The organism is Celeribacter sp. (genome assembly GCF_048266405.1).
Taxonomy (GTDB): domain Bacteria; phylum Pseudomonadota; class Alphaproteobacteria; order Rhodobacterales; family Rhodobacteraceae; genus Celeribacter.
On sequence record NZ_JBLWZO010000005.1, the window covers coordinates 52,050 to 77,625 of the forward strand.

23 protein-coding genes are annotated in these 25,576 nt (G+C 59.0%); 13 read left to right on the forward strand and 10 right to left on the reverse strand.

Annotated elements, in window-relative coordinates:
* Positions 1 to 23: 23 nt before the first annotated feature.
* Together ACN0TS_RS11110 and ACN0TS_RS11115 are read right to left on the reverse strand one after the other, a co-directional pair.
* Positions 24 to 3,299, reverse strand: a complete 3,276-nt coding sequence (locus tag ACN0TS_RS11110) for a translocation/assembly module TamB domain-containing protein (protein ID WP_417259427.1) — start codon at positions 3,297 to 3,299, stop codon at positions 24 to 26.
* Positions 3,296 to 5,074, reverse strand: coding sequence for an autotransporter assembly complex protein TamA (locus ACN0TS_RS11115; protein ID WP_417259428.1), 1,779 nt, complete (start codon positions 5,072 to 5,074; stop codon positions 3,296 to 3,298). The genes ACN0TS_RS11110 and ACN0TS_RS11115 overlap by 4 nt, the downstream gene beginning before the upstream one ends.
* A gap of 165 nt (positions 5,075 to 5,239) precedes the next feature.
* On the opposite strand from ACN0TS_RS11115, the gene ACN0TS_RS11120 reads away from it, so the two are divergent.
* Entirely contained in the window at positions 5,240 to 5,749 is a 510-nt protein-coding gene (locus tag ACN0TS_RS11120) for an alkylphosphonate utilization protein (RefSeq protein ID WP_417259429.1), read from the forward strand.
* Positions 5,750 to 5,885: 136 nt separating this feature from the next.
* Here ACN0TS_RS11120 and ACN0TS_RS11125 read toward each other — a convergent pair whose 3' ends face one another.
* A complete protein-coding gene (locus ACN0TS_RS11125) occupies positions 5,886 to 6,092 on the reverse strand; it encodes a cold-shock protein (protein ID WP_062220053.1) in 207 nt (68 codons plus the stop codon).
* Positions 6,093 to 6,240: 148 nt separating this feature from the next.
* Between ACN0TS_RS11125 and ACN0TS_RS11130 the strand changes: the two genes are divergently transcribed.
* Both ACN0TS_RS11130 and ACN0TS_RS11135 read left to right on the forward strand, forming a co-directional pair.
* Positions 6,241 to 6,366, forward strand: a complete 126-nt coding sequence (locus ACN0TS_RS11130) for a hypothetical protein (protein ID WP_417259430.1) — start codon at positions 6,241 to 6,243, stop codon at positions 6,364 to 6,366.
* Positions 6,367 to 6,389: 23 nt separating this feature from the next.
* The gene (locus tag ACN0TS_RS11135; protein ID WP_417259431.1) at positions 6,390 to 6,803 is read left to right on the forward strand and encodes a BrnA antitoxin family protein; all 414 of its coding nucleotides are present in this window, start codon (positions 6,390 to 6,392) and stop codon (positions 6,801 to 6,803) included.
* Between the two features lie 368 nt (positions 6,804 to 7,171).
* Here ACN0TS_RS11135 and ACN0TS_RS11140 read toward each other — a convergent pair whose 3' ends face one another.
* The 4 genes from ACN0TS_RS11140 to ettA form a co-directional block, all read right to left on the reverse strand.
* Positions 7,172 to 7,717 carry a DUF6680 family protein gene (locus ACN0TS_RS11140; protein WP_417259432.1) on the reverse strand — a complete coding sequence of 182 codons (546 nt, stop codon included), beginning with the start codon at positions 7,715 to 7,717 and terminating at the stop codon, positions 7,172 to 7,174.
* The gene (locus tag ACN0TS_RS11145; protein ID WP_417259433.1) at positions 7,707 to 8,054 is read right to left on the reverse strand and encodes a hypothetical protein; all 348 of its coding nucleotides are present in this window, start codon (positions 8,052 to 8,054) and stop codon (positions 7,707 to 7,709) included. The genes ACN0TS_RS11140 and ACN0TS_RS11145 overlap by 11 nt, the downstream gene beginning before the upstream one ends.
* A 371-nt stretch (positions 8,055 to 8,425) precedes the next feature.
* Positions 8,426 to 9,040 (reverse strand): type VI secretion system-associated protein TagO, encoded by a 615-nt coding sequence (locus tag ACN0TS_RS11150; RefSeq protein WP_417259434.1) that lies wholly within the window; start codon positions 9,038 to 9,040, stop codon positions 8,426 to 8,428.
* A 164-nt stretch (positions 9,041 to 9,204) separates the two neighbouring features.
* Positions 9,205 to 10,860: an energy-dependent translational throttle protein EttA gene (gene ettA / locus ACN0TS_RS11155; protein ID WP_417259435.1), complete on the reverse strand. Its 1,656-nt coding sequence runs from the start codon at positions 10,858 to 10,860 to the stop codon at positions 9,205 to 9,207.
* A 166-nt stretch (positions 10,861 to 11,026) separates the two neighbouring features.
* Here ettA and ACN0TS_RS11160 point away from each other — a divergent pair, with 166 nt between their 5' ends.
* The 7 genes from ACN0TS_RS11160 (at position 11,027) to ACN0TS_RS11190 (ending at position 17,454) form a co-directional block, all read left to right on the forward strand.
* A complete protein-coding gene (locus tag ACN0TS_RS11160) occupies positions 11,027 to 11,749 on the forward strand; it encodes a hypothetical protein (RefSeq protein ID WP_417259436.1) in 723 nt (240 codons plus the stop codon).
* Between the two features lie 3 nt (positions 11,750 to 11,752).
* On the forward strand, positions 11,753 to 12,358 hold the full coding sequence (locus ACN0TS_RS11165) for a DUF6161 domain-containing protein (protein WP_417259437.1): 606 nt from the start codon (positions 11,753 to 11,755) through the stop codon (positions 12,356 to 12,358).
* Between the two features lie 190 nt (positions 12,359 to 12,548).
* Positions 12,549 to 13,607: a Hint domain-containing protein gene (locus tag ACN0TS_RS11170; protein WP_417259438.1), complete on the forward strand. Its 1,059-nt coding sequence runs from the start codon at positions 12,549 to 12,551 to the stop codon at positions 13,605 to 13,607.
* Between the two features lie 212 nt (positions 13,608 to 13,819).
* Positions 13,820 to 14,440: a 30S ribosomal protein S4 gene (gene rpsD / locus ACN0TS_RS11175; protein WP_417259439.1), complete on the forward strand. Its 621-nt coding sequence runs from the start codon at positions 13,820 to 13,822 to the stop codon at positions 14,438 to 14,440.
* Positions 14,441 to 14,663: 223 nt separating this feature from the next.
* Complete coding sequence (gene hisC / locus ACN0TS_RS11180) at positions 14,664 to 15,752, forward strand: histidinol-phosphate transaminase (RefSeq protein ID WP_417259440.1); 1,089 nt, start codon at positions 14,664 to 14,666, stop codon at positions 15,750 to 15,752.
* Positions 15,749 to 16,672: a prephenate/arogenate dehydrogenase family protein gene (locus tag ACN0TS_RS11185; RefSeq protein WP_417259441.1), complete on the forward strand. Its 924-nt coding sequence runs from the start codon at positions 15,749 to 15,751 to the stop codon at positions 16,670 to 16,672. The genes hisC and ACN0TS_RS11185 overlap by 4 nt, the downstream gene beginning before the upstream one ends.
* A complete protein-coding gene (locus ACN0TS_RS11190) occupies positions 16,672 to 17,454 on the forward strand; it encodes an extensin family protein (RefSeq protein WP_417259442.1) in 783 nt (260 codons plus the stop codon). Before ACN0TS_RS11185 ends, ACN0TS_RS11190 begins: the two co-directional genes overlap by 1 nt.
* A 3-nt stretch (positions 17,455 to 17,457) precedes the next feature.
* Here ACN0TS_RS11190 and ACN0TS_RS11195 read toward each other — a convergent pair whose 3' ends face one another.
* Positions 17,458 to 18,459, reverse strand: a complete 1,002-nt coding sequence (locus ACN0TS_RS11195; protein ID WP_417259443.1) for a DUF2125 domain-containing protein — start codon at positions 18,457 to 18,459, stop codon at positions 17,458 to 17,460.
* Positions 18,460 to 18,539: 80 nt separating this feature from the next.
* On the opposite strand from ACN0TS_RS11195, the gene ACN0TS_RS11200 reads away from it, so the two are divergent.
* The 3 genes from ACN0TS_RS11200 to ACN0TS_RS11210 all read left to right on the forward strand — a co-directional run bounded on the left by ACN0TS_RS11200 (position 18,540) and on the right by ACN0TS_RS11210 (position 22,058).
* Positions 18,540 to 19,088, forward strand: a complete 549-nt coding sequence (locus ACN0TS_RS11200; RefSeq protein WP_417259444.1) for a gamma-glutamylcyclotransferase — start codon at positions 18,540 to 18,542, stop codon at positions 19,086 to 19,088.
* A gap of 108 nt (positions 19,089 to 19,196) precedes the next feature.
* Entirely contained in the window at positions 19,197 to 20,411 is a 1,215-nt protein-coding gene (locus ACN0TS_RS11205; protein ID WP_417259445.1) for a biopolymer transporter ExbB, read from the forward strand.
* A 3-nt stretch (positions 20,412 to 20,414) separates the two neighbouring features.
* Positions 20,415 to 22,058, forward strand: a complete 1,644-nt coding sequence (locus ACN0TS_RS11210; RefSeq protein WP_417259446.1) for a peptidoglycan -binding protein — start codon at positions 20,415 to 20,417, stop codon at positions 22,056 to 22,058.
* Positions 22,059 to 22,084: 26 nt separating this feature from the next.
* Here ACN0TS_RS11210 and ACN0TS_RS11215 read toward each other — a convergent pair whose 3' ends face one another.
* Both ACN0TS_RS11215 and clpA read right to left on the reverse strand, forming a co-directional pair.
* Positions 22,085 to 23,059: a peptidoglycan DD-metalloendopeptidase family protein gene (locus tag ACN0TS_RS11215; RefSeq protein ID WP_417259447.1), complete on the reverse strand. Its 975-nt coding sequence runs from the start codon at positions 23,057 to 23,059 to the stop codon at positions 22,085 to 22,087.
* A gap of 11 nt (positions 23,060 to 23,070) precedes the next feature.
* Positions 23,071 to 25,404 carry an ATP-dependent Clp protease ATP-binding subunit ClpA gene (clpA, locus tag ACN0TS_RS11220; RefSeq protein WP_417259448.1) on the reverse strand — a complete coding sequence of 778 codons (2,334 nt, stop codon included), beginning with the start codon at positions 25,402 to 25,404 and terminating at the stop codon, positions 23,071 to 23,073.
* Positions 25,405 to 25,576 lie beyond the last annotated feature (172 nt).

The following is a 25,576-nucleotide window of genomic DNA, read 5'->3' on the forward strand; positions in this document are numbered from 1 at the left end:
TGGTCGAAGTGGCACGGGCTGACCTAGTAGTCTTTTTCGAAAAAGACGCCGAGGCCCGTGTCGCCATCGGTTGAGAGAGAGCCTTTGATCGTGACGTATTTTGATGCGTCGAGATTGAGGTTGATCTCTGATTTTCCCGTGCTGTCGATGGTCACATCGGTATAGACTTTTTCAGATATATATTTGCCTAGCTTCAACGCCGCTTCGCCATCGCCCGATGTTGTCAGGTCGATGTCGTCAAGGCCGAAACTCTTGCGAATGGAGCCGGACAAGCCGCTGCCCCCGCCCGTCAGTGTCGCCACCGCCGCCGCCATTTGCGCCGCTTGCAGCGCGGAAATTTCGGTCAAGGCACGGCCGAACAACAGTTGCGACAGAATCTCTTCGTCGGGTAATTCAGGCGAGGAGGTCAACAACAACTCGGGGGCAGAAATGCGCCCTTGGGTGGTGATCTGGATGCTCAAATCGTCTGTGGATGTCACACCGACCAGTCGGAATGTCGGATCAATATCGCCGCTCACAGCCAACTCCCCCTCATCAAGATCAATGCGCTTACCAAGGATCGAGAGGCGTCCACGTATCAGGGTAAACTGGCCAACGGGAATGATGTCGGTGGTGGTGCCGCGAAGCGTCAATTGCCCGCCAAGTTCAGCATCAAGACCGCGTCCGCGAATGAAAACCTTGTTCGGGGCGCGTACGGTCAGGTTCAAGCCGATGGTCGATGACGCCCCGCTGCCCGACCCGTCACCGATGACGCCCGCGCGGGCGCGTGTGGTTTGCACGGAGGCGGGTGCGCCGACATGGGTGATCTCGGGAATATCTCCGCCTGCGCCCAAGGCCGACGGGGCGACTTGCACCTCGGTTTCCCCTAGATTGATGGTTCCTGCAAGCGTGGGAGCCGTGGTCAATGTACCTGTCAGGGTCAGGGTGCCGTTCAGCGAGGTTGAATAGAGGCTCGGATCTTCGAGCGCAAAATTCGTCAACGTGGTCGTGAGGCTGGCAGGAAGGCCGTTGGTTAGTGCGACTGTTCCCGTGACGCCAACTGATCCGCCTTTTTCAGGAGAGGCGTTGACGTTTAACGTGGCTTGCGTGCCGCGCAGGTCGATTTGCGAGGGGCGCAGCGTGAGGATCAGTTGCGCGGCAGGAAGGACGACACGGGCCCCGTCGCTGATCGAGACCTGCCCCGACAGCGCGTTGAGAGAGAGCGGGCCGGATAGGGCGAGGTCAAAACCCGCGGAGCCCTGCACGAGGGCGGCGGTTGTGAACGTATTGGCAAGCCCAAGCGGCGCACGGCCCGTAATGGCGAGGTTTGCGGTGTCGAAATCCTGCGCAATGTTGCCGTCCACACGGGCGGTTGCCCCGCCAGGCCCGACGAGATCGGCGCGCGTGGTCCACGGCGTGGTTGTGCCGCTATGCGTCATCGTGCCTTCGATGGTGAGTGGCCCTGTCAGCCCCGTGTCGAGACGCGCCACGTCATCAAGGCGCACTGTGGCGGTGAGATCGCCCGCCTCGGACGACACAGTGCCCGAAGCGCGGGCGGCGACGGCGGGTGTGTCAAGCTCCGCTCCCTCAAGGGTCAGGCCTGTTTCGTCGCGCACGGCGGTCAATTGAAAGCGGCTCGTCCCACCCAAAAGCGCATCAGCTTGCGGAATGCCCATAGCGAGATTGTACCCCGTGCCTTCGATAAAGACATCAAAGGCACCTGCGAGCGGCACAATGCGTCCGGAGGCGGAAACCTCGGTTTCGCCGCTCAACGCCAAGCCAGACAGGGCCGCGAACCGAGACAGGCGCGGGGTGTCGAGCACGAGGCCGCCGTTATATTCGAAGCCGCTGTCAAAGCCGCCAACGCTGCCCGAGGCATAGAACTCGGTCGCCCCTGTGGTGATGTCGAGACGGTCGACCAACAGTGGATCGCCATCCGTCCAGACGAGTGATGCCGCGGCGCTGAGGTCAGCCCCCAAGGCATCTTGGAGGGCCGCATCGCCGGTTTCAAAGCCAGAGACCGCGACTGCGATCTCTGCGGCGACGCCGCGCAGAAAGGTGGTCACATCGGATTGCGGAGTGCGCTCGATCGTGCCTTCGCCTGTTACGTCGATATGGGCAATCGCGATCTGGTCGCGCAAAAAACCGTCGAGCGTGGCGTTGGCCGTCCATGCTTCGCCCGCCGCGGCGTCATAGTTTGCGACGATTTTGGCCTGATCCACAAAGGTCCGCTCGCCTGTCAGCGGCAAGAGTGTGGCGCGTCGTGATGGGGTGGCAAGTGTGCCCGTCAGGTCAAAAGAGGAGGGAAGCCCATCGGCGGCAATGGAGAGGCTTCCAAAGAGAGAGAGCGCTTGGGTTGAGAGGCTAAAGCGGTCTAGGTCGAACATCCCGTCGGGATACGACACACCGCGCGCCTCAAGACGGCTCGATGTGCCAAAGAACTGCGAATAATCGGCGGCGAACAAGGGCGACAGATCACCCGACAGGTCGGCCTCAAAACGGCGCGGTGCTGGTGCCCCTTCGTCTTCGATGGTTTCTGCTTTGAGCGCAATGGAGCCCGTAAGACGATCTTGGCCACGGGTTGCGAGGGTGATGTCGGTGGAGAATGCATCAAGAGGGCCAGACCCGATGGCGGTAAGCGCAATGTCGGGTGATCCGGGAATGCTGGCCAGACCAGAGATGAGGCCGCCTTCCGCCTCGGTCAGGGACAGATCGAGGTCAAGCTGTTCGGTGGCATTGGTATAGGCTACGTCGACGTTGAACGCGCCGTCTGGCCCATCGAGCCGCAGGATATCCAATGTCGCGCTGCCCGATCCGTCGGCCAGTTGCATCGCGCCAGACACCGACAAATCGACAGCCGTCCCGATGCGTAACACGGGAGCGCCAAGCGAGACCCGTTCGGCCTCGATCTCGTCAATGGCAATAGAGACAGGCAGATCGGGCAGGGCGAAGGGCGTGGCTTCGGGTGCGGGGCCTGTGGTCTCGGTCTGCGGGAGGCGGTCAACGATAATCTCGGCAGCCGAAATGCGGTCGATATCGACCCGCCCGCGCAAGAGCGCGGCTCGGTCCCAGTCCAACACAGCATCGCGCAGCGTGAACCACACACCGTCTTCATCGGCGATTGTCAGCTCGTCAAGTGTGGCCTCGGAGGAGAGCGCTCCGCGAAATCCTTCGATCCGGATTTCACGCCCCGCCCCTGACAGATTGTCTTCCAAGAACCCTTGGATCAAGGAGCGGTCACGCGCGGTGTCGCTGTCGTCTTGCGCAGTGGCTGTGAGGGGCGCGAGCGCAAGGACACATATGAGTGTATAACGGGTCAAAACGCTTGGCCGATCCCGACGTAAAGTTGAATGCCTGAACCTGTATCGCCTGTGACAGGAGCAGCGATGTCTACACGGATGGGGCCAAAGCCCGTGTTGTAGCGCAGGCCCAAGCCCGCACCTGAATGCCACTGTGCGCCTGAGGCTGGTAGGGCGTCGTCGCCGATCGCGCCAATGTCGTAAAATCCGACCAGACCGATTTTGTCGGTGATCCCTGCGCGCAACTCGCCCGACAGGCCAAGGAAACTTGTCCCGCCCGTGGTGTCGCCGCCTGACGGGACGCCAAGAGAATGATAGGGCTGTCCGCGCACGGTGCCGCCACCGCCAGAGAAAAACAGCAAATCGGGCGGCGTTTCCGCGATACTTGCACCAATGACGGAGCCGACTTGGGCGCGTCCCGCCAAGGTGAAACGGTCGTCAGTCCCAAAGGTAAAATAGCGACGGACATCGGCAAAGACGCGGCCCCCTGAGGCCGAACCGCGCAGGCCGATAAAGGGCATGATGTCGGCGTCGAGATAGGTGCCCGACTTGGGGTCGAGACGATTGTCACGATTGTCGCGCGTACCCTCAATGGGGAAAATGAGGTGGTGAAACTGACGAGATCCCAATGTGTCAGTGACGTCGGAATAGCGGTAGCCAAGGGAGAATGAGACGTCTGACAAAAGGGATGCTTCGACCTCAACGCCGAATGTGAACTCGCCTGTATCCGATTGGTAATCGGGTTCATCAAGTCGCGCGATTTCGGCGTTCAATAGGCCTGTGTATTTCGGGTGAAAGCTCGTCGGGCGGCGGTAGGAGGCGCTGAGCGTATAGTCCACGCCCGTGTCTCCCCCCAGTCCTGCGATTTCTGCGTCGAACCGAAGGCGGTCCGCATTTCGCGTGAAATTTCGGTCCATCCAATAGGCGGAAAGGCTCGCGCCTTCGAGTGAGGAAAACTCCGCGCCAAAGCCATATCTGTGAGGCTTTTCGTCCACGATGGTGGCGGTGATGTCGAGACTGTTGTCAGTGTTCAGCGTGTCCGCTTCGCGCAGGGTGACAGAGCGAAAAGCGCCTGTGCGTTGCAGGCGGCGTGCGGCCAAATCGACATATTCGGGTGAGAAGTCGCGGCCTTCCGGCAGGCCTGCAATCTTGCGGATGCGACGGGCGGAAACGGTGGTCTCTCCTTTTACCTCCAGTTCCCCGAAAGTGGCACGGGGACCAGGGTCGATGGCGAGTGCAACGTCGAGTTCACGCTTGGGGTGGTTGGCGACGATGGATTGATCTTTGAGCGCGGCTTTGGCGTGGGCGTTGTCGCGCCATGCGGAGATCGCGGCGTCCTTTGCCTCACCGACCAAGGGCGCAAGGGCGGGTGCGCCGCGTGTGAACTCCGCGGGCATCTCCGTGCCGGTTGCAAGCGGCGAGACCTTTGTTTTTCCAAAGGAAAATCTTGGACCCGGATCGACCGAGATGGCGACGGAGTTTACGGTTTTAGGCAGCGAAATCAGGGACAGGGCTGCGCCTTCGCGCCCGTCCACTTTGATGGAAATCGTCGAGCCATAGTAGCCTTTGCGGTACAGCGCGCCCAAAATATTGCGGTAGTCCGCTTGGACCGCTGCGATGATTTCATCCGTTGCAGTCACATTGGCGGATTTGGCCGTGGCCACGGCTGAGGCGCTTTTGACGGCCTCGGTTATGGCGGTGTCGGCCCCTGCGTCGACGCGCAGCTCAAAGGCGCTCGCCGCATTCGCGAAGGCGAGGCATGCACCGACCAAAAGAACGTTTCTAAGATTATCCAAAGTCTTCCCACTCGTGCGCTTACGGGGTGAACGCGGGGAGACTATGATGGGTTCCGCGACAGGTTTCCAGAGGTCAGATGCCCGTTTCGCGCAACAATGGCGGTTTGTTGCTTGCCCGCGTATGTGTCGCGTCTTAGTGTCCGCGCCATTCAATAGGAGATTATTATGTCACAATGTGAAATTTGTGGTGCGTCTGAGGGCGTGTCGGGTGTTGCCGTGGCGCCCAAGACTGACATGGCAAATCTGTGTATCACCTGCGCGAATGGGCTCAAGGGCGAAGAGGTGCCAGAGGGGCATTGGAACGCGCTGACCACGGCGATGTGGTCGGAGAACGACGCGGTCAAGGTGCTGTCGTGGCGTTTGCTGACGCGCTACAAGGATGAGGGCTGGGCGTCTGATGCACTAGATATGCTCTACCTCGACCCCGAGGTCGAAGAGTGGGCCAAGGCCGTCGGACCCGAAGTCATCCACCGCGACAGCAACGGCGCGGTTTTGTCCTCGGGCGACACTGTGGTGCTGATCAAAGACCTGCCCGTCAAGGGCGGGGGCTTCACTGCCAAGCGCGGCACAGCGGTGCGCGGCATCTCTTTGGTGGCGGATAATGCAGGTCACATCGAAGGCCGTGTTGAGGGCCAACGGATCGTGATCCTCACCGAGTTCGTCAAGAAGAAATAAGATCGGCGCGGGGCGGCGCATTGCGCGGCGTCCCGCATCTATCTTATTCAAACAACACAATAAAAAACACCCGCAGGATTAACTCCTGCGGGTGTTTTTATGTCTTAAACGTCACGCCGATAACGGCGCGGGACGCTTATGCCAGCGAAAGGTTCACGGCAGATTCACGACCGTCGCGGCCAGCTTCGATGTCGAAAGTCACTTTCGCGCCATCAGCAAGACCGGTGAGGCCGGAGCGCTCGACTGCGGAGATGTGAACGAACACATCTTTGTTGCCGCCTTCGGGCTCAATAAAGCCGAAACCTTTAGTAGAGTTAAACCATTTCACGGTGCCATTAGCCATCGTGTATCTCCTAGATATTGTGTGCCGCTCACATGATTGTAGCGACTTGGCATAGTCAGTGGTCGATCGATGACTGTAGCCTTGGAAGGAGAACAGAAGGGTCGATAGAGGTAACGTAGCAAGGACCTTATGACAGGATTCGCATCGTTTGCATAGTAAAATCTCGCGCCGTGCTGCGGGGCAGCATTTTTTGCCCGAATGCGCTGCGGCCTCCCGTCGGCTATTTGTCGGCTTCCTGTCGGACCCCGCGCACGGTGCTTTCGACGCCTGTTAACGCCTCTGTGCCACCGTTTGCTCATGACCCGCCGATACACAGATACACCGCGCCGCCGCCCGCTTAGGCTGACCAAAACCCAACAGCGGGCGATTGACCGATTGCAGCGCCACGCCGAGCGCCTTGGCGAACATGCGCCGCTCGACTGGGACGTGTCGCAAATCGTGCCCGAGGCCTGGGCGACGATCGAGGAGGATTTCGAGGTCCACGAGCCAAAGGTGAAAATCACCCTGCGCCTTGATGAAAGCATCGCCAAATTCTTTCGCGCCCAAGGCCACGGCTACCAGACCCGCATCAACCACATCCTCGGCACCTATGCGCAAATGAAGATCGCGGAGGTCAATATCACCAACCGCAAACTCGACGCCTTCAACGAGGCCCTTAGTCGCGGCGCGACGATGGACGAGGCGATGGAGGTCTGGAAGCGCACGGAGTGAGGGGCGGGACGCCCGAACCGACCTCGCGATGCCGACGGCGCAGCTTGTTTGAGAGTGAGGTGAGATTGGACGCGGTGTTCCTCGTTAGCCTTTTTCAAAGATGCAACGCATCTTTGACGCCGTCGCGTGGCGGGGCCAAGCGTAGGGCTGACAGCATGTCGCGAAGCAAGGTGCGAGAGTGAGGGCGACAAGAAAACAGTCTGGGGGACTGTGTTCCGCACGAACGCCTGACCCGCCATATTCGTAAAAACCACGGTATGTGATGACGTGTGTCGGTTGAGGGTTTTCAAAGATGCGCAGCATCTTTGACGCGCCAGACCCGCCCCCACGGGGCTGCGCGTTTCACGCACCGCCCCTCGGGTCAGGCGCTAACCGTCGAGTTTTGGTGCTTCAGGAAATTGAGATGAGTTTTGCAATGAGTTCGTAATTGGTAGCGCAGATTTTCCACTAAGGAGAGAGTTTAGGAGGTGCGCATTATTTCGATGCAATGTTTGATCTGCGTCCCAACCCTGGGGAACATAGCTGTTTCTGTTCAAATCCAGCTTATCGTACTTATATCCGAGAGTTTTTCCAATTTCTTGCAAAAGGTTCACGAATATATCGGATCTGGTCTCGAAGAAACGATTTTGATCTTCATATTTTTCAGGTTGTGGTGCGGAAAGGTGCTCAACGTATTTTCTAAAAGCATCACGTACTCTTGGGACATCGTAAAACTCCAACTCTACAACATTCAACGCTCCGACATGTTTTGGATCAAGTCTGATGCCGCGTGTCTCCATCAGGTCTCTAAACACAGCGATGCGGCGTGACTTTTGCGCTCCTCGCTTTGAAATGTACATTGATACCAAAACGGCCAAAATTGGCCCCGCCAGAATGGCAGTAATTGACACGTATGCGTACAAACTATCGCTCATCAAATCCAATACTCTTTTTAAACTTGGTATTAATTGGGCCAATCGGAGTGTTAATGCGGTAAGTTTTCTCGGGATCAATTTCGATAGGCAACTCAAACGGAACACTTATAACGCCTGACGGTCTTTGAAACTCGGCTCCCGTGATTGAAACGCTATTTGCAGGCATTTCGTAGTGAATTATTCCTGAAACCAACTCGCCTTCAACAGAATATTTGCCGCTGAAAGTAAGTCCAGACAGATCGGCTCCAGAAATTTGGCCTTCTTTGAAAACGAACATTCCCAACCCGCTTCCAGCCACGCCTGTCATGTAAGCTGTGTATATTCCCTCAAAACTCATTAGTTACTACTCCGTGCCACTGCAGTCCATTGTAAGAACAATAGCAGAACATGTCAAATGGGCAGGGGTGTCCTAATATTGACTCTTCATGCGCCGCAGGGATTTGCAAGACATGCCACCCCACACAGTGTCCTCACGAAAAAAGCGCCCAGAAGGGCGCTTTTGCATGTTCATTACCTAAGTGACCAAAGGAAATTTCCCAGATTTTATCTGGAAAATTTCTTACACTTCAGCCGCTTCGGCTCAAGCGCATCCGGTCCCAACCGCCGTTTCTTGTCCTCTTCGTAATCCTCGAAGTTTCCTTAGAGCCACTTCACATGCACGTCGCCTTCAAATGCGCGGAAGTGGGGTTGGCTCGGGCTACCCCCCCCCTACCAATCACAGGCGTCGCGCAGGTGGTGGATGGCGTTGTCGAGGCCGGTGATCTCGAATTCTGCCTTAACGGGGCTTTCGCCTGTGGGCGTGAGGCTGGCGATTAGCGAGTCGTGACCGATCAACAGTTCGATAAAGGGTATTGCGGATTGGTCCGACCAAAGCCCGAGGGACGTATGACTCGTGCTGGCCAACGTCGACATGCCCCACACTTCATCGTAATCTATTATAAATTCGATCTTGTTTTGAGCGTCTGTCATGGTGTGGCCCGTGAGGCCGAAGTATGCGGCTGTCGTGTAATCCATGCACCTGAGCACAAGCGTGGCGGGGTGGTCCCCTTCCCACATTCCGGGGATGTCGTTGCTGCTGTCGAGTTTGAGAAAGACATCTGTTTCGCCCGTTGCCGCAGAGGTTTCGAACTCAACTCGCCACAAGCCGTATTTGTCCGATTGCACGCTGTATGTGCTCTCTCCGTTGTGTGCGGCGTCAAAGCAGGCGAGGCGGACGCTGTCATCTGCGATAGCGGCGCATTCGTCCTGTGCATGTGCGGGGGTGATCAGGCTGGCCGAGAGCGCCAGTGCGACGGCGGCGGTAGGTGACAGGGTGGGCTTCATTGTGACCTTTCAGTATCTTGCGGGCGATCGGGGAAAGGTTAAAAGGTCCGCCGCGCGATTGTCTAGCCGTTTTGCGGGGCTGTGGTGGGGTGACGCTGCGCACATGACAAAGGCGCCCGAAGGCGCCTCTGCGTGGTCTTTTTGCGTTGCCTTTTTGCGGGGTCTTACCGTGAGAACTTTTTGTATTTGAGGCGTTTGGGCTCAAGCGCATCTGGTCCAAGACGGCGTTTCTTGTCCTCTTCGTAATCCTCGAAGTTGCCTTCGAACCATTCCACGTGGGCGTCGCCCTCAAAGGCGAGGATGTGGGTACAGATACGGTCGAGGAAGAAGCGGTCGTGGGAGATCACCACGGCGCAGCCTGCAAATTCGGTCAGCGCGTCTTCGAGGGCGCGCAGGGTCTCGACGTCGAGGTCGTTGGTCGGCTCATCGAGCAGCAGCACGTTACCGCCCGAGCGCAGCAGACGCGCCATGTGGACGCGGTTGCGTTCGCCGCCCGAGAGCACGCCGACTTTCTTTTGCTGGTCGCCGCCTTTGAAGTTGAAGGTCGAACAATAGGCCCGCCCGTTCACTTCCGCATCGCCCAGTTTGATGATGTCCTGACCGTCGGCAATGGCCTCGAACACATTGGCGTTGGGGTCGAGGTCGTCGCGGGACTGGTCGACGTAGGACAGTTTGACCGTGTCGCCGTATTCGATGGTGCCCTCGTCGGGTTGTTCCTCGCCCGTGAGCATCTTGAACAGGGTCGATTTACCCGCGCCGTTGGGGCCGATCACGCCGACGATGCCGCCCGGGGGCAGGGAGAAATCGAGGTTTTCGATCAACAGCTTGTCGCCCATGGCTTTCTTCAGGCCGTTGACTTCGATCACCTTGGAGCCGAGGCGCGGGCCGTTGGGAATGACGATCTGCGCACGGCCGACCTTTTCGCGCTCGGACTGGGAGGCCAGTTCGTTATAGGCGTTGATACGGGCCTTTTGTTTGGCTTGGCGGGCTTTGGCACCCTGCCGGATCCACTCAAGCTCGCGCTCGAGGGTCTTTTGCTTGGTCTTGTCCTCGCGGGCCTCTTGCGACAGGCGCTTGGCTTTCTGCTCCAACCATGAGGTGTAGTTGCCCTCGTAGGGGATGCCTGCGCCGCGGTCGAGTTCGAGAATCCACCCCGTGATGTCGTCGAGGAAGTAACGGTCGTGGGTGACGATCAGGATCGTGCCTTTGTACTCGATAAGGTGCTGTTGCAGCCAAGCGATGGTCTCGGCGTCGAGGTGGTTGGTCGGCTCGTCGAGGAGCAACATATCGGGGGCTTCGAGCAGCAGTTTGCACAGAGCCACGCGGCGTTTCTCACCGCCCGAGAGCGAGGTGACATCGGCGTCATCGGGTGGGCAACGCAGTGCCTCCATCGACACGTCGATCTGGCTGTCGAGATCCCACAGGTTCTCGGCGTCGATCTGGTCCTGAAGCTGGGCCATTTCCTCGGCCGTCTCGTCGGAGTAGTTCATCGCCAACTCGTTGTAGCGATCAAGGATGGCCTTCTTCTCCGCCACGCCGAGCATGACGTTGCCGCGCACGTCGAGCGACGGGTCAAGTTCGGGCTCTTGCGGCAGATAGCCGACGCGGGCGCCCTCAGCGGCCCAAGCCTCCCCTTGGAAGTCCTTGTCCTGACCTGCCATGATCCGCATCAGCGTGGATTTACCCGTGCCGTTGACGCCGACCACACCGATTTTCACACCGGGCAGGAAGTTGAGGCGGATGTTTTCAAACACCTTCTTGCCGCCGGGATAGGCTTTGGTGACGCCGTCCATGAAGTAGACGAATTTATTGGCTGCCATGAGAATGCGCTCCGTTGGAGGGAATGTGGGTTTGGCGGGTGGTTTAACGTGGGAGAGGGGGGGATGGAAAGGGGGGATATATTCTCGCATCCCTCACGTATTGAATATTATCGTGATTGTCGCCTAACGTGGCTCCCAGTCCCTTAAATATTATTTTGAGATCGAAATGCCCCAAATTTTTTTTGAAATCACCTACGCTGATAAGCAGACACGAAAGTTTTCCAATGCAAGCCAAGCGAGGAAGTTTCTCGAAGCCGAGAAAGAGATATGGTCGCCATTTCTTGAGGAGATTGTGGTTGATAACCCTCTGATCCAAAAACTAAACGGGTTGTCGCTAAGTCACGCTTGGAGTTTCAGCGCGAAAGCTCTTGAAAAGCCGTTTGAACCAGTTTTGAGAAGTTTGGAAGATGGCGAGGAGAGGAACACTCGCAGGGATCCACGCCAATACCATTTGCCGCCGCCGTCTGATAGCCTAATCGGGCGTCTTATGTTGGGCTTTTTTGAAGATGAGAAGTTTCAACAGGCACGTGACACGTACGTCTACTTTTTTGGCAATTTTTCTCGCGTGCCAGTCAGTTCAGACTTGTTAAAAGCTATTGAACGAGCGAAAAAATTTCTCCCCGCGGCGCAAGTTGTTGAATCAATGCCATTCGCCAAGGTTTCTGCGCAGAAGATTTCAGGCGTAAAGCGGTCACTGGACGCACAGTTAGCTGCGGTTCAGGAAGAGGTTGAGAAACTCCAAGAGTTGCGGGCGGCACTGTCCGATGACTTTGATACGCTGAAAGATGAGAAATCGTCAGAATTTTCGGCGGAAATGGAGGCGCGAAATGCTGAAGCGCATGAAATGCGAGGTGTTGAGCATGAAATGTTTGCTGACATTGAGAAGTAAATATTGGAAACCAAAGAACGCTACTTTGAAGATATTCGCCAAATATCAATAAGCGGTAAGTCGCAAAACGAACGTAACCAAAAGGAATATGAGCGCGTTAAAAAGCTGTTCTTTGAGGATATGAAATTTCAAGCGCCCGTACGCCTATGGAATTTGCGAGAAAAACAGCACCGTGCGGCGTCTAAATCGGCATTTAAGTTTTTCGTAGGTCTGGCGGCCGTAACTGCTGTGATCGCAATCTGTGTGCCAGTGTGCTTTGGCACCCACATTGCGGAAAGCTTTACCAACGCCGATGAAGAATTTTCCGCAAAAGGGCCGTTGCTGATTGGCGGGATATTAACAACGATGTCCATTCTTCTCTGGATCATCCGCCTGCAATACAAAGTATTCTTGAGCGAAAGGCATTTGATGCTTGATGCCGCCGAGAAGAAAGCCTTCGCGCAATCGTACCGTTCTTTGCGACGTGACGAAGAGGTGAGTAGGGACAGCGAGGCGGTTGTCTTGGCGGCGTTATTCAGGCCCACACAAGACGGGATCATCAAGGATGATGAGAGCGGGTTGGACGTTTCTGCGGCGGCAATTCTGGCGAAGCAATTCAGTCGACCTTAGGCGCTAATTCCTCTCTGACACTCTATGGGAGCAGGGGGCGCGGGGTCTAGCCCTCTGACTGCCCTTTGCGTCCGTGCCATTTGCGGCGCTCGGCTTGGGCTAAACCCGTTGTGATCAAAGGGGATTCACAGGCCGTCATCGCTGTGCTACCTTAGCTGTAATAAAAAAACGAAAAGGCAGTAATACAGGCATGGAAACGGGCTTTCTCAGCACGTTTGTCATCGCATGGTCGCAGATTGAGGTCGATGGCCTTGAGACTGCGCCGCTCTCGGCGTTAACGATCGGTGCGACGTGGCGCTGGTCGGGGGAAGCAGTGTGCGTGGATGGTCCGCGCGAGGTGCTTTTGCTGGATCAGGCGATTGGACAAACCGAACTCCATCAACGCGCGGCGCGTAAAGTGCGCCGCTTGATCGGCCATGTGGCTCAAGAGGCAGACGGCCAGTTCCAAGGGGTCAGGGACCGGCTGTTTGACGGCGGGTTCGATGTGACCGATGGCGTCAAAAAATACGAAATGACCGTGATCGACACGCCCGTTCTGGGTGTGCCGCTTGTGATGTGTCTGGGGGCGATGCCGCCTGCGGATGTGGATCTGTGGGTGATCGCGTCCCATGTGGCCACCGCGCCCGAGGCGCATGAGGTCAAAACGGGCGGGGTGATTTGTTTTACCCCCGGCACGCAGATCATGACCCCTGACGGGGCGCGGCTTGTCGAAGAGTTGCGCGAGGGCGATGTGGTGCAGACCAAGGATGACGGGCCACAGCGGCTTGCGTGGATCGGCGGGCGTCGGATCACGGGGGCGCGTCTGTATGCCATGCCTGAGCTGCGGCCTGTGCGCTTACGGGCCTCGGCCTTTGGCAGTGGCGGGCCTGATGGCGATTTGATCGTGTCGCCGCAGCATCGGTTCCTGTTCGCGGGCGCTGCGGCGCAGGATTTGTTCGGGACCGATGAGGTTTTGATCGCGGCCAAGGATCTGGTCAATGATCGCACCATCATCGTGGATCGCTCGCTCAAGGAACTCAACTATATCCATCTAATGTTCGAGCGGCACCAAGTGGTGTTCGCCAATGGCTTGGAGACCGAAAGTTTCCATCCTGCCTTTACCGATCTGGATGATCTGGCGGTGGAGCAAAAGCACCGTTTGATCGAGACCTTTCCCGATCTGGCGAGTTATAGCGATGCCTATGGACCTGCGGCGCGGCGCACGTTGTCCTCGGCGGAGGCGGCGATTTTGCTGCACGCGGCGGCCTGATCCACGCGCGTGCGTCGGGGTGAGGGAATTTCGCGCGCTGTGCGCTTGACTCTGTGCGCGCGCCTTGTATAAGCCCGCCATCCGGTGTGCAGAGATGCGTGCCGGTCTATTTATTGGTGTTGGTGGCCCTCGCAAGAGGATGCCTGTCGCCCAAGGGGATGCTCCCGCGGGAAAGGACAGCACCTTTCATATATATTGAAAGGATCCAGATCGTGACCAAACGCACGTCTGCCAAGTACAAAATCGACCGCCGCATGGGTGAAAACATCTGGGGTCGTCCAAAATCCCCAGTCAACCGTCGTGAATATGGCCCCGGCCAGCACGGTCAGCGTCGCAAGGGCAAACTGTCCGACTTCGGTCTTCAGTTGCGCGCCAAGCAGAAGCTGAAAGGTTACTACGGCGATTTGACCGAGAAACAATTCCGTCGCATCTTTGCCGACGCCGAGCGTATCAAAGGCGATACTGGTGAAAACCTCATCGGCCTGCTCGAATCCCGTCTCGACGCTGTTGTGTACCGCGCGAAATTCGTGGCCACCGTTTTTGCGGCCCGTCAGTTCGTGAACCACGGCCACGTCACCGTGAACGGCCAGCGCGTCAACATCCCTTCCTACCGTGTTAAAGAGGGTGACGTTATCGAAGTGCGTGACCGCTCCAAGCAACTCGCTGTTGTTCTGGAAGCGACACAACTCGCTGAGCGTGACGTGCCTGACTACATCGACGTTGACCACTCCAAGCTGACCGCGACATTCGTGCGCAAGCCTGGTCTGTCCGATGTGCCATATGCGGTTCAGATGGAACCAAACCTCGTGATCGAATTCTACGCTCAGAACTAATCTGAGCCGATCCCATCCAAGATCGAAGGCCGCTCCATCGGGGGCGGCCTTTTTCGTTGTGCCATTCGCATCGGGCCTGTGCGTTGTGGCGTGCCTGCGCGCGATGCCCCGTGCGTAAATCGGGCAGAGGCGTGAGGGCAACATTTTCTGACGGAACGCTGTGCCATCTGGCCTTGTCGCGATTGCCCCGCTATGAGTTTGCCGACCCAAGATGAGAGCTCCCATGTCTGCCAAGATCAAACCTCAAGCCGGAATTCTCGATATCGCCCCTTATCAAGGGGGCGCGAGCAAAGTCGCAGGCGTTGAAAACAGCGTTAAACTGTCGTCCAACGAAAACCCCTTTGGCGCACCTGAATCTGCGAAAGAGGCGTTTTCACGCGCGGCGCATAACATGCATCGCTATCCGAACACCGATCACGCGGCCCTGCGCGGCGCTATCGGGGAGATTCACAACCTCGATCCCGAACGGATCATTTGCGGTGTCGGCTCTGATGAGATCATCACCTTCCTGTGCCAATGCTATGCGGGTGTGGGCGATGAGGTTCTTTACACCGAGCATGGATTTTCCATGTACAAGATTTCGGCCCTCGCCGCAGGTGCCACGCCTGTGAGCGTGCCCGAGCGCGAGCGGGTCGTTGACGTGGATGCGATCCTCGCGGCCTGTACCAAGAAAACCAAACTGGTGTTTATCGCCAACCCCGCCAACCCGACAGGCACCATGATCGGCACCTCCGAAGTGGCGCGTCTGGCCGAGGGGTTGCCCCCGCAAACCCTGTTGGTGCTGGACGGCGCTTATGCGGAATATGTCGAGGGCTTTGACGGTGGTGCGGCGCTTGTCGAGTCGCACGACAACATCGTGATGACGCGCACATTCTCCAAAATCTACGGTCTTGGCGGTGTGCGGGTCGGATGGGGCTATGGTCCCAAAGAGATCATCGACGTGCTGAACCGTGTGCGCGGCCCCTTCAACCTGTCCGAGCCGCAATTGGCCGCTGCCGAAGCTGCGGTGCGCGATACCGCATGGGTCGATAAATGCCGCTCCGACAATGCGCGGTTGCGGGCGTGGCTGGCCGAGGCACTGATGGAACACGGGGTGCCCTCCGACACCTCCTGTGCCAACTTCATCCTTGCGCGCTTCCCCACTCAAGCCGAAGCCGAGGCCTGTGACGAGTTTCTCAAATCCAATGGTCTGATCGTGCGCCGTGTCGCAGGATACGGCTTGCCGAATTGTTTGCGGATCACCGTGGGCGACGAGTCGTCGTGCCGCCGCGTGGCGCATACCATCGGGCAATTTCTAGAGACGAACAGATGAGCGAGATCCTCTACAACAAAGTGGCCCTTATCGGGCTGGGCCTGATCGCGGGGTCCATGTCACTGGCGATGCGCCGTGCGGGTGTTGTCGGGGAAATCACGGGCTATGCCCGCTCACAGGCCACACGCGACACGGCCCGCGAAATCAATCTCGTGGATCACGTGTGTGACAGTGCCGCCGAGGCGGTCAAAGACGCCGATCTGATCGTTCTGGCCGTGCCCGTGGGCGCGATGGGCGCGGTGATGGCCGAAATCGCCCCTGCGTTGAAGGCGGGCGCTTTGGTCACGGATGTGGGGTCGGTCAAGAAATCGGTGTTCGAGGCGGTGTTGCCGCTTCTGCCCAAAGACGTGTCGTTCATCGGCACACACCCGATGGCGGGGACCGAACATTCGGGGCCGCGCTCGGGCTTTGCCGAATTGTTTGACGGACGGTGGTGCCTTGTCGTGCCGCCTGCCGATGCCGATGAGGCCGAGGTGGCCAAGCTGGAACGGTTCTGGAAAATCCTTGGCTCCAACACCGAGCGCATGGATGCCGAGCACCATGATCTCGTTTGCGCGGTCGTATCCCACACGCCGCACCTGATCGCCTATACGATGGTGGGGGTGGCCGATGACATGAGCCGCGTGACCGATCAGGAAGTGATCAAGTTTTCCGCCGCGGGCTTTCGCGATTTCACCCGTATTGCGGCCTCCGATCCGACCATGTGGCGCGATGTGTTTTTGGAAAACAAAGAGGCGACATTGGAGGTTCTGGGGCGGTTCACCGAGGAACTTTTTGCGCTGCAACGGGCGATCCGTCAGGGCGACGGCGCGCATTTGCACGACTATTTCACCCGCACACGCGGCATTCGGCGCGGCATTATCGAAGCGGGCCAAGACACCGATGCGCCTGATTTCGGGCGCGTCAAAAAGGCGGAGTGATGCGGGGCAGGGACCGCCTCCTTGCGGCGACGCTCTGTGTGATCGCGCTGCCTGTTTTTGCGGAGCTGTCGCGCTCCCCCATTCCCGTTTTGCGCCCTGAGGGCGACATCGGTCGCGAAATCCCGCAGCCGCCCGAGGCCGACTGGGTGCCCTCGACCCCGCCTGTGACGCAATCGCCGCTTCCCAAAAAACGTCCCAAGGGCTTGGCCGAAAAGGCGCAGGCCGCGACGGTGGCCCGTAAGGTCAGCTATGGCAAAAAGGGATCGGTCTGCGGTGTTGCAGGCATTCGCGGGCAGGCCGCAAGCGCCATTCCCGCCCGCGTTAAAGGCTGTGGTCTGGATGCGCCTGTTCGGGTGACGGAGGTCGCAGGGCTGAGGCTGACAACGCCCGCGACCATTGATTGCACCACGGCAAAGGCGCTGCATTCGTGGGTGGAAAAGGGGGCGAAACCTGCCATCGGACGGATGGGCGGCGGGGCGTCAGGGCTTTACGTCATGGCCAGCTACGCTTGTCGCACGCGCAACAACCAACCCGGGGCAAAGGTGTCCGAACATGGCCGTGGCCGTGCGGTGGATATTGGCGGGGTGCTGTTGAAGAACGGCGACCGTGTGTCCGTTCTGAACGACTGGGGTAAGGGGCAAAAGGGCAAGGCGCTCACCAAGATGCACAAGGCGGCTTGTGGTCCGTTTGGCACGGTGCTTGGCCCCAATGCAAATCGGTTCCACCGCGACCATTTCCATTTTGACACCGCCCGCTATCGCTCGGGCAGCTATTGCCGTTAGAGCCTAGCGGATGGAGAAGTTCGGGGCGGGGCCGATGGGGATGAAGCCCAAAAGGATCATCCCGTCCGAGAGCGACACTTCCGCGTCGATGGTGTCCGCATTGCCTTTCAATCCCGCCAAGACCTGACCCGCACGCAGGGCGAGCGATTTCATATCGGCGGGGATCAATCCGGTGGCGGTGGCAATCTCGATGATCTCGCGCCAGTTGCGGGCCTTGAGCGCGATCTTGCCCGTTGGCGTGCCGCGGTCATCGACGTCAAAGCCGCCTGCGATCTGTAAATCCAGCGTCCCCCACTGTGCCGCGAAGGTCTCTATGTCGATCCGCGTGGGTTGGGGGCGCTGTCCTTCGAGGGCGTGAATGTCCCACGGCGCGTCAAAGGTTGCGGTCACGGCAATGTCGAGGGTCTCGAAGCGATCCGACAGGATGCCATCCTTATTCAAGGCGCTCATCAACCCGTCGTTGGGGATGAAGTCACGGGCGCTGAAGCGGATGTCATGAGTGAGCGGATTGTCGGCGCTGCGCTTGGTGTTGAAGGAGCCATTGGCCAGTGTGACGCCCCATCCAAGGGTGGAGGTGAGGGTGACGTTTTCAAGCGAAAAGGCCGCGACATCCAAGGTCAGGTTCGGGCCTGCGTCGACAAAGAGGTCGGCATCGGCGCGGTCGTGGGAGACGTCGATGCGCTGCAACGGCGTGGCAAAGGTCGCGCCAGAGGCAAAGACCGCGCTGAGTGCTGTTGGCGCATAGCTCGCGCTTTTGAACTCGAGGCGCGGGGCGTTGTAGGCCACACCCGTTTCGGGGTCGGCCAAGGATAGCGCGGTGATTGTGGTGTCAAACCGCAGAGGGAAACCGCCCGTGCTGAGATCGTCATACTCGGCCTGCCACCCCTCGCTCTCACGCGCCGCAATCCATCCCGCAATCGCGCGTTCGGTGCTCTTTGCGCCGACGAGCCAGTAGCCGCTATACACAAGGGCAGCGATGAGGATCAGCCAAAGGATTTTGCGCATGGGAATTTTGATCTCCGCTCTTTTACATTTGACGTGTCGTGGTGTTTAACGGGCCGCATAGCAAGAAGAAAGTGGGCACGATGAGCAGTCACGACAAGGGATTTTGGGTTTTCGGCTATGGTTCGCTCATGTGGAATCCCGAATTCACTTATGATGCGCGTCTCCCCGCGACACTGACGGGATTTGCGCGGTCGTTTTGCATGTGGTCGCTGCATCACCGTGGCTCCCCCGAAGTGCCTGGATTGGTTCTGGCACTTGATGCGGAGGCGGGCGCGTCATGCCGTGGATTGGCCTATCACGTGGATGAGGCCGAGGCCGACGAGACCCTTGCGCGTTTGCGCGAACGCGAATTGGTGACCTCTGCCTATCAGGAGATGACGGTGCCCTTGGACCTCGATGACGGGCGGCGCGTGGACAGCCTCGCCTATGTCGTGGATCGCGATCACGTGCAATACACTGGCCCCTTGTCGCTTGAGCGTCAGGCTGAGGTCATTGCCGTAGCCTGTGGCGGGCGCGGGCCGAATTGTGACTACCTGTTCAACACCGCGCTGCATCTGGCCGAATTGGGCATGGAGGACCGTGATCTCGACCAATTGGCCGATCTGGTCCGCCTGCGCCTTGCTCAATAAGACGCAGGTGTAAACTCTCTGCTCCAAACACGAAATCGCGTATTGGCAGGATACCAATCCTTGCCTATCCTACCCGTGAATAGAAACGACAGGTCAGGACAGGGCCGAATGGACCAACCCGATCGTGAGGCACAGCTGCATTTCTCGCAACCCGTGAGACAATTCACCATGATGGTGATTGTGTTGGGGCTTGCAGGGTCGGGGTTCTACGTTGCGCTGCCCCGTGTGGCCCCCGTATTTCTCGCCAGCCCCTATCTCAACGGCTTTATCGCCGTGGTGTTTTTCATCGGCATTCTCGCCTGTTTCTGGCAGGTGATCCAACTGGTCGCCTCGGTCAACTGGATCGAGCGGTTTGCAGGGGTGCGTCCCGATGACGGGAGCAAACAGGCGCCGCGCCTTTTGGCTCCTCTCGCCGCCTTGATGCGTGACCGCGAGGCCCGTCGTCAGATCTCGTCAAGCTCGGCGCGGTCCATTTTGGACTCCGTGGCGACGCGGATCGACGAGGCGCGCGACATCACGCGATATATCACCAACCTGTTGATCTTCCTTGGTCTTTTGGGGACGTTCTACGGGCTTGCCACGACGGTGCCCGCCGTTGTCGACACCATCCGTTCTCTCGCGCCGCATGACGGGGAAAGTGCTACGGACATTTTCGGACGCCTCATGGGCGGCTTGGAACAACAGCTTGGCGGCATGGGCACGGCCTTTGCTTCGTCGCTTTTGGGCCTCGCGGGCTCATTGGTCGTTGGCATGTTGGAACTGTTTGCCTCGCATGGTCAAAACCGCTTCTTCCGTGAACTCGAAGAATGGCTGTCGTCGTTCACCCGCATCGGCTTTTCCGCGGCTGAGGGTGAGGGTGGTGAGATGTCGGGTGCCGTGGCGGTTCTGGACCATATGAGCCAACAAATGGAGACGCTGCAAAACATCTATATGCAGTCCGATATGTCGCGGGCGGTGGTGGATGAGCGCCTTGGAACACTGGCCACGGCGGTTGAGGGGCTTGTGGCACGTCTGGACGCCGAGCAAAGCAACAACGCGCCGCGCCAAGATGCGGATGCCTTGGAGCGTGTGATCGCGGGGCAGGAGCGTGTGATCGCGGGCAACGAACGCCTCATCGCTACTCTGGAACAACGCGAAGCGGAGACGGGGGATGCCCTCAATTCCGACGCGGAAAGCCGGATGCGGCTGCGCTCCATTGATGTGCAGCTTTTGCGTATTCTCGAAGAGATCTCGGCAGGGCGTCAGGAAAGCCTCAACGAGGTGCGCCGCGAAATCGCGGGTATCTCGCGCACCCTGCGCGAGATCATCGGGCCAAAGGTCTGATCGGTGGCCGTCTTGCGCCGTTCCTCGCAACGTATGTCCGGCTCGATCTGGCCCGGGTTCGTGGATGCGATGACGGCGCTTTTGCTCGTGCTGATGTTCGTTTTGAGCATCTTCATGATCATGCAATCCATGCTGCGCGACACCATCACGGGACAGGAAACCGAACTGGATGCGCTCACCGCCGAGGTCAGTGCGCTGTCGCAAGCCTTGGGTTTGGAGCAGCAACGCACGGCGGGGCTTGAGGACCAACTGGGAACGATGCGGGCGACATTGAGCGAGGCGCGGTCTATCGCGCAGGCGCAAACCGCGCTGATCGCCTCGCTGCAATCTCAAAATGCCGAGCTTGATGCGCAAGCCGAAGCCCAAGCGGCGCGGATTGCCTCGTTCGAAGCGCAGGTCGCAAGCCTGTTGGCCGACCGTGATGCCGCGCGGGAAGAGGGCGAGGCGCTCAAGGCGACCGTGGCCGAACTGGAAGCCGCCAATGCCAAGGTGATCTCCGAAAAAGACGCGATGCAACTGGCCTTGGCCGCAGCGCGTGACGAGATCGACGCGGCAAGCGAAGAGGCGCGACTGGCGGCGGCGCGGCGTGAGGCCGTCGAGGCGATGTTGGCGGATATGCAGGCTGAGGCGGATGCCCGCGAGGCGACCCTGTCGGCCAAGCTCGAAGAATTGTCTGCCGCCGAGGAAGCCCGTTTGGCGGATGCCGCCGCTTTGGAAGCGCTGCGCGACAAGCTCAAATCGTCCAGTGATGAATTGACCGCGATGACCCTCGCGCTTGAGGAGGTTCGCAAGGACGCCGAAGAGACCCTGACACTCTTGGCCGCCGCAGAGGCAGCGCGGGACAATCTGAAGGCGGAGTTGGACACGCAGTTGACCGATGCGCAAAAGCAGGCCGCACTTTTGGCCACGGCGCAGGCGGCACTGGAAAGCGAGCAGGTGCAATCGGCAGAGGGCGCGCGCAAGGTTGCGCTGCTGAACGCGCAGGTCACGGAGTTGCGCGGACAGTTGGCCTCGTTGCAGGCGATTTTGGATGCGCGGGAAGAGGCAGACGCGAAAGACAACGTGCAGATTGATGCGCTGACCTCGCGGCTCAACGCGGCCTTGGCCCAAGTCGCAGCCGAGGAAAAACGCCGCGCGGAGTTGGAAGAGGCGGAGCGCATTCGTCTGGAGGAAGAAGCGAAGAAGCTCGAAAACTACCGTTCGGAATTCTTTGGCCGCTTGCGGGAAATCCTCGGGGATCGCGACGGGGTGCGCATTGTGGGCGACCGTTTCGTGTTCTCCTCCGAAGTGTTGTTTGAACCTGCCTCGGCGGATTTGGGCGAGAACGGGCGGGCGCAGATCGCGCGGGTTGCGGGCATTCTCAACGATGTGGCGCAGGACATTCCGCCAGAGATTGATTGGGTGATCCGCGTGGATGGACATACCGACAACACCCCGCTGTCGGGGGCGGGACGCTACGCCGATAACTGGGAATTGTCGCAGGCACGTGCCCTGTCGGTGGTGCGCTATATGAGCGAAACCTTGGGGTTCCCAGCGAGCCGTTTGGTCGCGGCAGGGTTCGGGGAGTTCCAACCCGTGGCCACGGGAGATTCGCCCGAAGCCCTCGCGCAGAACCGCCGTATCGAATTGAAACTCACAGAGAAATAATCCGCGTCCCTTTTGGGGCGGCGAGATTAGTTCACGATCTCGATGTCGCGCGTCATGCTGTCGATGGGGGTGCCGTCGCGTAGCAAGGTGGCCTCAGCTTTGTAAGTGCCTGTGGGCCAAGACGTGCCGCGCTTGCCTGATGCGCGAAACAGCAGGGCCTGCGTTTTGTTGAGCGCCATGTCTTGCGAGACAACCTCGCCCGTGGGCCCTGTGAGTGTCAGGCGCATGGTGTCGCCCGCCCGCGCGCCAAAGGCATAGCCGAACACAACGAGGGCGGGCGATGTGGCGGGCAGCACATCGGCGTTGACCGTGCCGGCTTTGATCGCGTCATAGTCAGGCACCGCGTCCCACACACCCACCGAGATCACCCCGCCCGCCTGATAGGCGATGGGGTTTTGCCACAGCGTGTCACCGCGTGGCGCGTCCACGCCACAGGCGATGAGACCGCTCGGGTTGAAGGGATCGACGACTTGGCCCTTGTGGCGCACGGTGAGGTGGACGTGGGGGAATTGGGTTTGACCTGACAGACCGACCTGCCCGAGTGTGGTGCCTTTGGTGACGCGTTGTCCTTTGATCACGCTGATCGAGCCTTTGGCCATGTGGCAATATTGCGTGGTCCATCCGTCGCCGTGATCAATGACAAGACCGTTGCCACATTCGCGTCCCGTCACATCGGGGGCGTCGGGGCCGAATTGGAGATGGTCCTCCATCCCGTCGCGGATGGCCAACACGGTGCCGGGCGCGGCAGGGCGCACATCGACGCCTGCCTGCATCGCGGCCAAGGTGGGCAGGGCGAAATCGGTGCCCTTGTGGCCGTCATAGGTGAGAGAGCCGCAGGTGAAATCGGCCGCGCCGTGGCTCGGGTCGGTATCGACAAAATTCTGGATGTAGCAGCTTTCGCCCAAGGTGCAGTCAATCGGCGGGTTTAAAAGCGGCTCCCTCGCGAGCGCGGGGCCAGCGAGGGAGCAGATTAATGTGCCAATGAGAGCGGAACGGATCATGTCGCTTGCGATCAATCCGCCGTTAGAAGAGGTGGCTTTTTCGAACGCCCGATGCGGGGGGCGTCGGGTTTTTCGATCCGCAGATCAATGTTGCCATCCTTGACGCCGACTTTGACCACACCGCCCTTGGCGAGTTTGCCAAAGAGCAATTCCTCGGCCAGTGGCTTTTTGATGTATTCCTGGATCACGCGGCCAAGGGGACGTGCGCCCATCTTGTCGTCGTAGCCCTTGTCGGCGAGCCATGCGGCGGCTTTGGGTGTGAGTTCGATATGGACATTGCGGTCCATGAGCTGCGCTTCGAGTTGCAGCACGAACTTCTCGACCACCTGCATGATGACCTCTTTGGGCAGCGGAGCAAAGGAGACCACTGCGTCCAGACGGTTGCGGAACTCGGGCGTAAAGGTGCGCTCGATCGCGGCGGAATCTTCGCCCTCGCGACGGTCGCGACCAAAACCGATGGCCTCTTTGGCCTGTTCGGCGGCACCCGCGTTGGAGGTCATGATCAGGATCACATTGCGGAAGTCCACTGTGCGGCCGTTGTGGTCGGTCAGTTTGCCGTTGTCCATCACCTGCAACAGGATGTTGAACACGTCAGGGTGAGCCTTCTCGATCTCGTCGAGCAACAGCACGCTATGCGGATGCTGATCGACGCTATCGGTCAACAGCCCGCCTTGGTCAAAGCCGACATAGCCGGGAGGGGCACCGATGAGGCGCGACACGGCGTGTTTCTCCATGTATTCGGACATATCGAAACGCAGCAGTTCGACACCAAGCGTATCGGCAAGCTGTTTGGCCACTTCGGTTTTGCCGACCCCCGTGGGGCCGGAAAACAGGTAGTTGCCCACGGGCTTTTCAGGCTCACGCAGACCCGCCCGCGACAGTTTGATGGCCGAGGACAGGGCGATGATGGCCTTGTCTTGGCCAAAGACCACGCGTTTGAGCGAGGCTTCGAGATCCTTGAGTACTTCCGCATCGTCCTTGGAGACGTTTTTCGGCGGGATGCGGGCGATTTTGGCGACGACGGATTCGATCTCCTTGGGGGAGATGGTCTTGCGGCGGCGGCTTTCGGCCACGAGGTGTTGTGCCGCCCCTGCCTCGTCGATCACGTCGATGGCTTTGTCGGGCAGTTTGCGGTCGTGGATATAGCGCGCAGCCAGTTCGACGGCGGTTTTGATCGCGTCGTTGGTGTAGCGGATATCGTGGTGTTCCTCGAAATAGGGCTTGAGGCCCATGAGGATTTTCACGGAGTCATCTACGGAAGGTTCGTTGACGTCGATCTTTTGGAAGCGACGCGACAGAGCGCGGTCTTTTTCAAAGTGCTGACGGAACTCTTTGTAGGTGGTCGAGCCCATGCAACGCAGCTTGCCGCCCTGAAGCGCAGGTTTGAGCAGGTTGGAGGCATCCATCGCGCCGCCAGAGGTGGCGCCTGCACCGATCACGGTGTGGATTTCGTCGATGAACAGGATCGCGTCGTCGTGATCCTCAAGCTCCTTCATCACGGCCTTGAGGCGTTCCTCAAAGTCGCCGCGATAGCGGGTGCCTGCGAGCAATGCGCCCATGTCGAGCGAATAGATCGTGGTTTTCGACAGGATGTCGGGCGTGGCCCCTTCGATGATTTTTTTGGCAAGACCTTCGGCGATGGCGGTTTTGCCGACACCGGGATCGCCCACGAGAAGCGGGTTGTTCTTGCGACGGCGGCACAGCACTTGGATGCAGCGCTCGACCTCGTCGTTGCGGCCGATGAGGGGATCAACATCGCCCTCGGCAGCTTTTTTGTTCAGATCGACACAGTATTTGGCGAGGGCGGATTCCTTGGCCTCGCCACCGTCGACGGTCGATTGTTGTTGAGCGCCATCGGTGTCGTCATCCGCGCCCATGATGGGACGGCTTTCGCCAAAGGCGGGGTCTTTGGCCACACCATGCGCGATGTAGTTCACGGCGTCATAGCGGGTCATGTCCTGCTCTTGCAGGAAGTAGGCGGCATTGCTTTCGCGCTCGGCAAAGATTGCCACAAGCACGTTCGCGCCCGTCACTTCGGTGCGGCCAGAGGACTGGACGTGAATGGCGGCGCGTTGGATGACGCGTTGGAACGAGGCTGTCGGAACGGCTTCGGACCCTTCGACATCGGTGACGAGTGTCGACAGGTCATCCTCGATGTATTCCAGAAGGGTCTTTCGCAATTCCTCGAGTTCCACATTGCACGCCTGCATCACACGGGCCGCGTCGGGCTCGTCGATGAGGGCAAGGAGGAGGTGTTCTAGCGTAGCCAATTCGTGTTGACGGGCATTTGCCAACGCCAAGGCGGCATGGATCGCTTGCTCAAGGGTGTTTGAAAATGACGGCACGTCGACAGTGCTCCTTCGTCTGGGGCTGTTGGGAGGCCCAACGGGGCCTGCAACAACTGTGTCCTGATACTCTTAAAGTTTGATTGAAACGCGTATACTTCAAGAGGAAATTCGCGAAACCGCGATAAATTTTCGTGAACGGCCCGCTTTTGTGCGGTTTTGTTGCATTTGG

Excerpts from the sequence above, each read along its gene's own strand:
- ACN0TS_RS11145 (WP_417259433.1), bottom strand. The coding sequence starts at position 8,054 with ATGAGTTTTGAGGGAATATACACAGCTTACATGACAGGCGTGGCTGGA.
- ettA (WP_417259435.1), bottom strand. The coding sequence starts at position 10,860 with ATGGCAGCCAATAAATTCGTCTACTTCATGGACGGCGTCACCAAAGCC.
- ACN0TS_RS11190 (WP_417259442.1), top strand. The coding sequence starts at position 16,672 with ATGCGGGGCAGGGACCGCCTCCTTGCGGCGACGCTCTGTGTGATCGCG.
- ACN0TS_RS11200 (WP_417259444.1), top strand. The coding sequence starts at position 18,540 with ATGAGCAGTCACGACAAGGGATTTTGGGTTTTCGGCTATGGTTCGCTC.
- ACN0TS_RS11150 (WP_417259434.1), bottom strand. The coding sequence starts at position 9,040 with ATGAAGCCCACCCTGTCACCTACCGCCGCCGTCGCACTGGCGCTCTCG.
- ACN0TS_RS11125 (WP_062220053.1), bottom strand. The coding sequence starts at position 6,092 with ATGGCTAATGGCACCGTGAAATGGTTTAACTCTACTAAAGGTTTCGGC.
- hisC (WP_417259440.1), top strand. The coding sequence starts at position 14,664 with ATGTCTGCCAAGATCAAACCTCAAGCCGGAATTCTCGATATCGCCCCT.
- ACN0TS_RS11185 (WP_417259441.1), top strand. The coding sequence starts at position 15,749 with ATGAGCGAGATCCTCTACAACAAAGTGGCCCTTATCGGGCTGGGCCTG.
- ACN0TS_RS11205 (WP_417259445.1), top strand. The coding sequence starts at position 19,197 with ATGGACCAACCCGATCGTGAGGCACAGCTGCATTTCTCGCAACCCGTG.
- ACN0TS_RS11120 (WP_417259429.1), top strand. The coding sequence starts at position 5,240 with ATGTCACAATGTGAAATTTGTGGTGCGTCTGAGGGCGTGTCGGGTGTT.
- ACN0TS_RS11195 (WP_417259443.1), bottom strand. The coding sequence starts at position 18,459 with ATGCGCAAAATCCTTTGGCTGATCCTCATCGCTGCCCTTGTGTATAGC.
- ACN0TS_RS11135 (WP_417259431.1), top strand. The coding sequence starts at position 6,390 with ATGACCCGCCGATACACAGATACACCGCGCCGCCGCCCGCTTAGGCTG.
- ACN0TS_RS11160 (WP_417259436.1), top strand. The coding sequence starts at position 11,027 with ATGCCCCAAATTTTTTTTGAAATCACCTACGCTGATAAGCAGACACGA.
- ACN0TS_RS11170 (WP_417259438.1), top strand. The coding sequence starts at position 12,549 with ATGGAAACGGGCTTTCTCAGCACGTTTGTCATCGCATGGTCGCAGATT.
- ACN0TS_RS11140 (WP_417259432.1), bottom strand. The coding sequence starts at position 7,717 with ATGAGCGATAGTTTGTACGCATACGTGTCAATTACTGCCATTCTGGCG.
- ACN0TS_RS11215 (WP_417259447.1), bottom strand. The coding sequence starts at position 23,059 with ATGATCCGTTCCGCTCTCATTGGCACATTAATCTGCTCCCTCGCTGGC.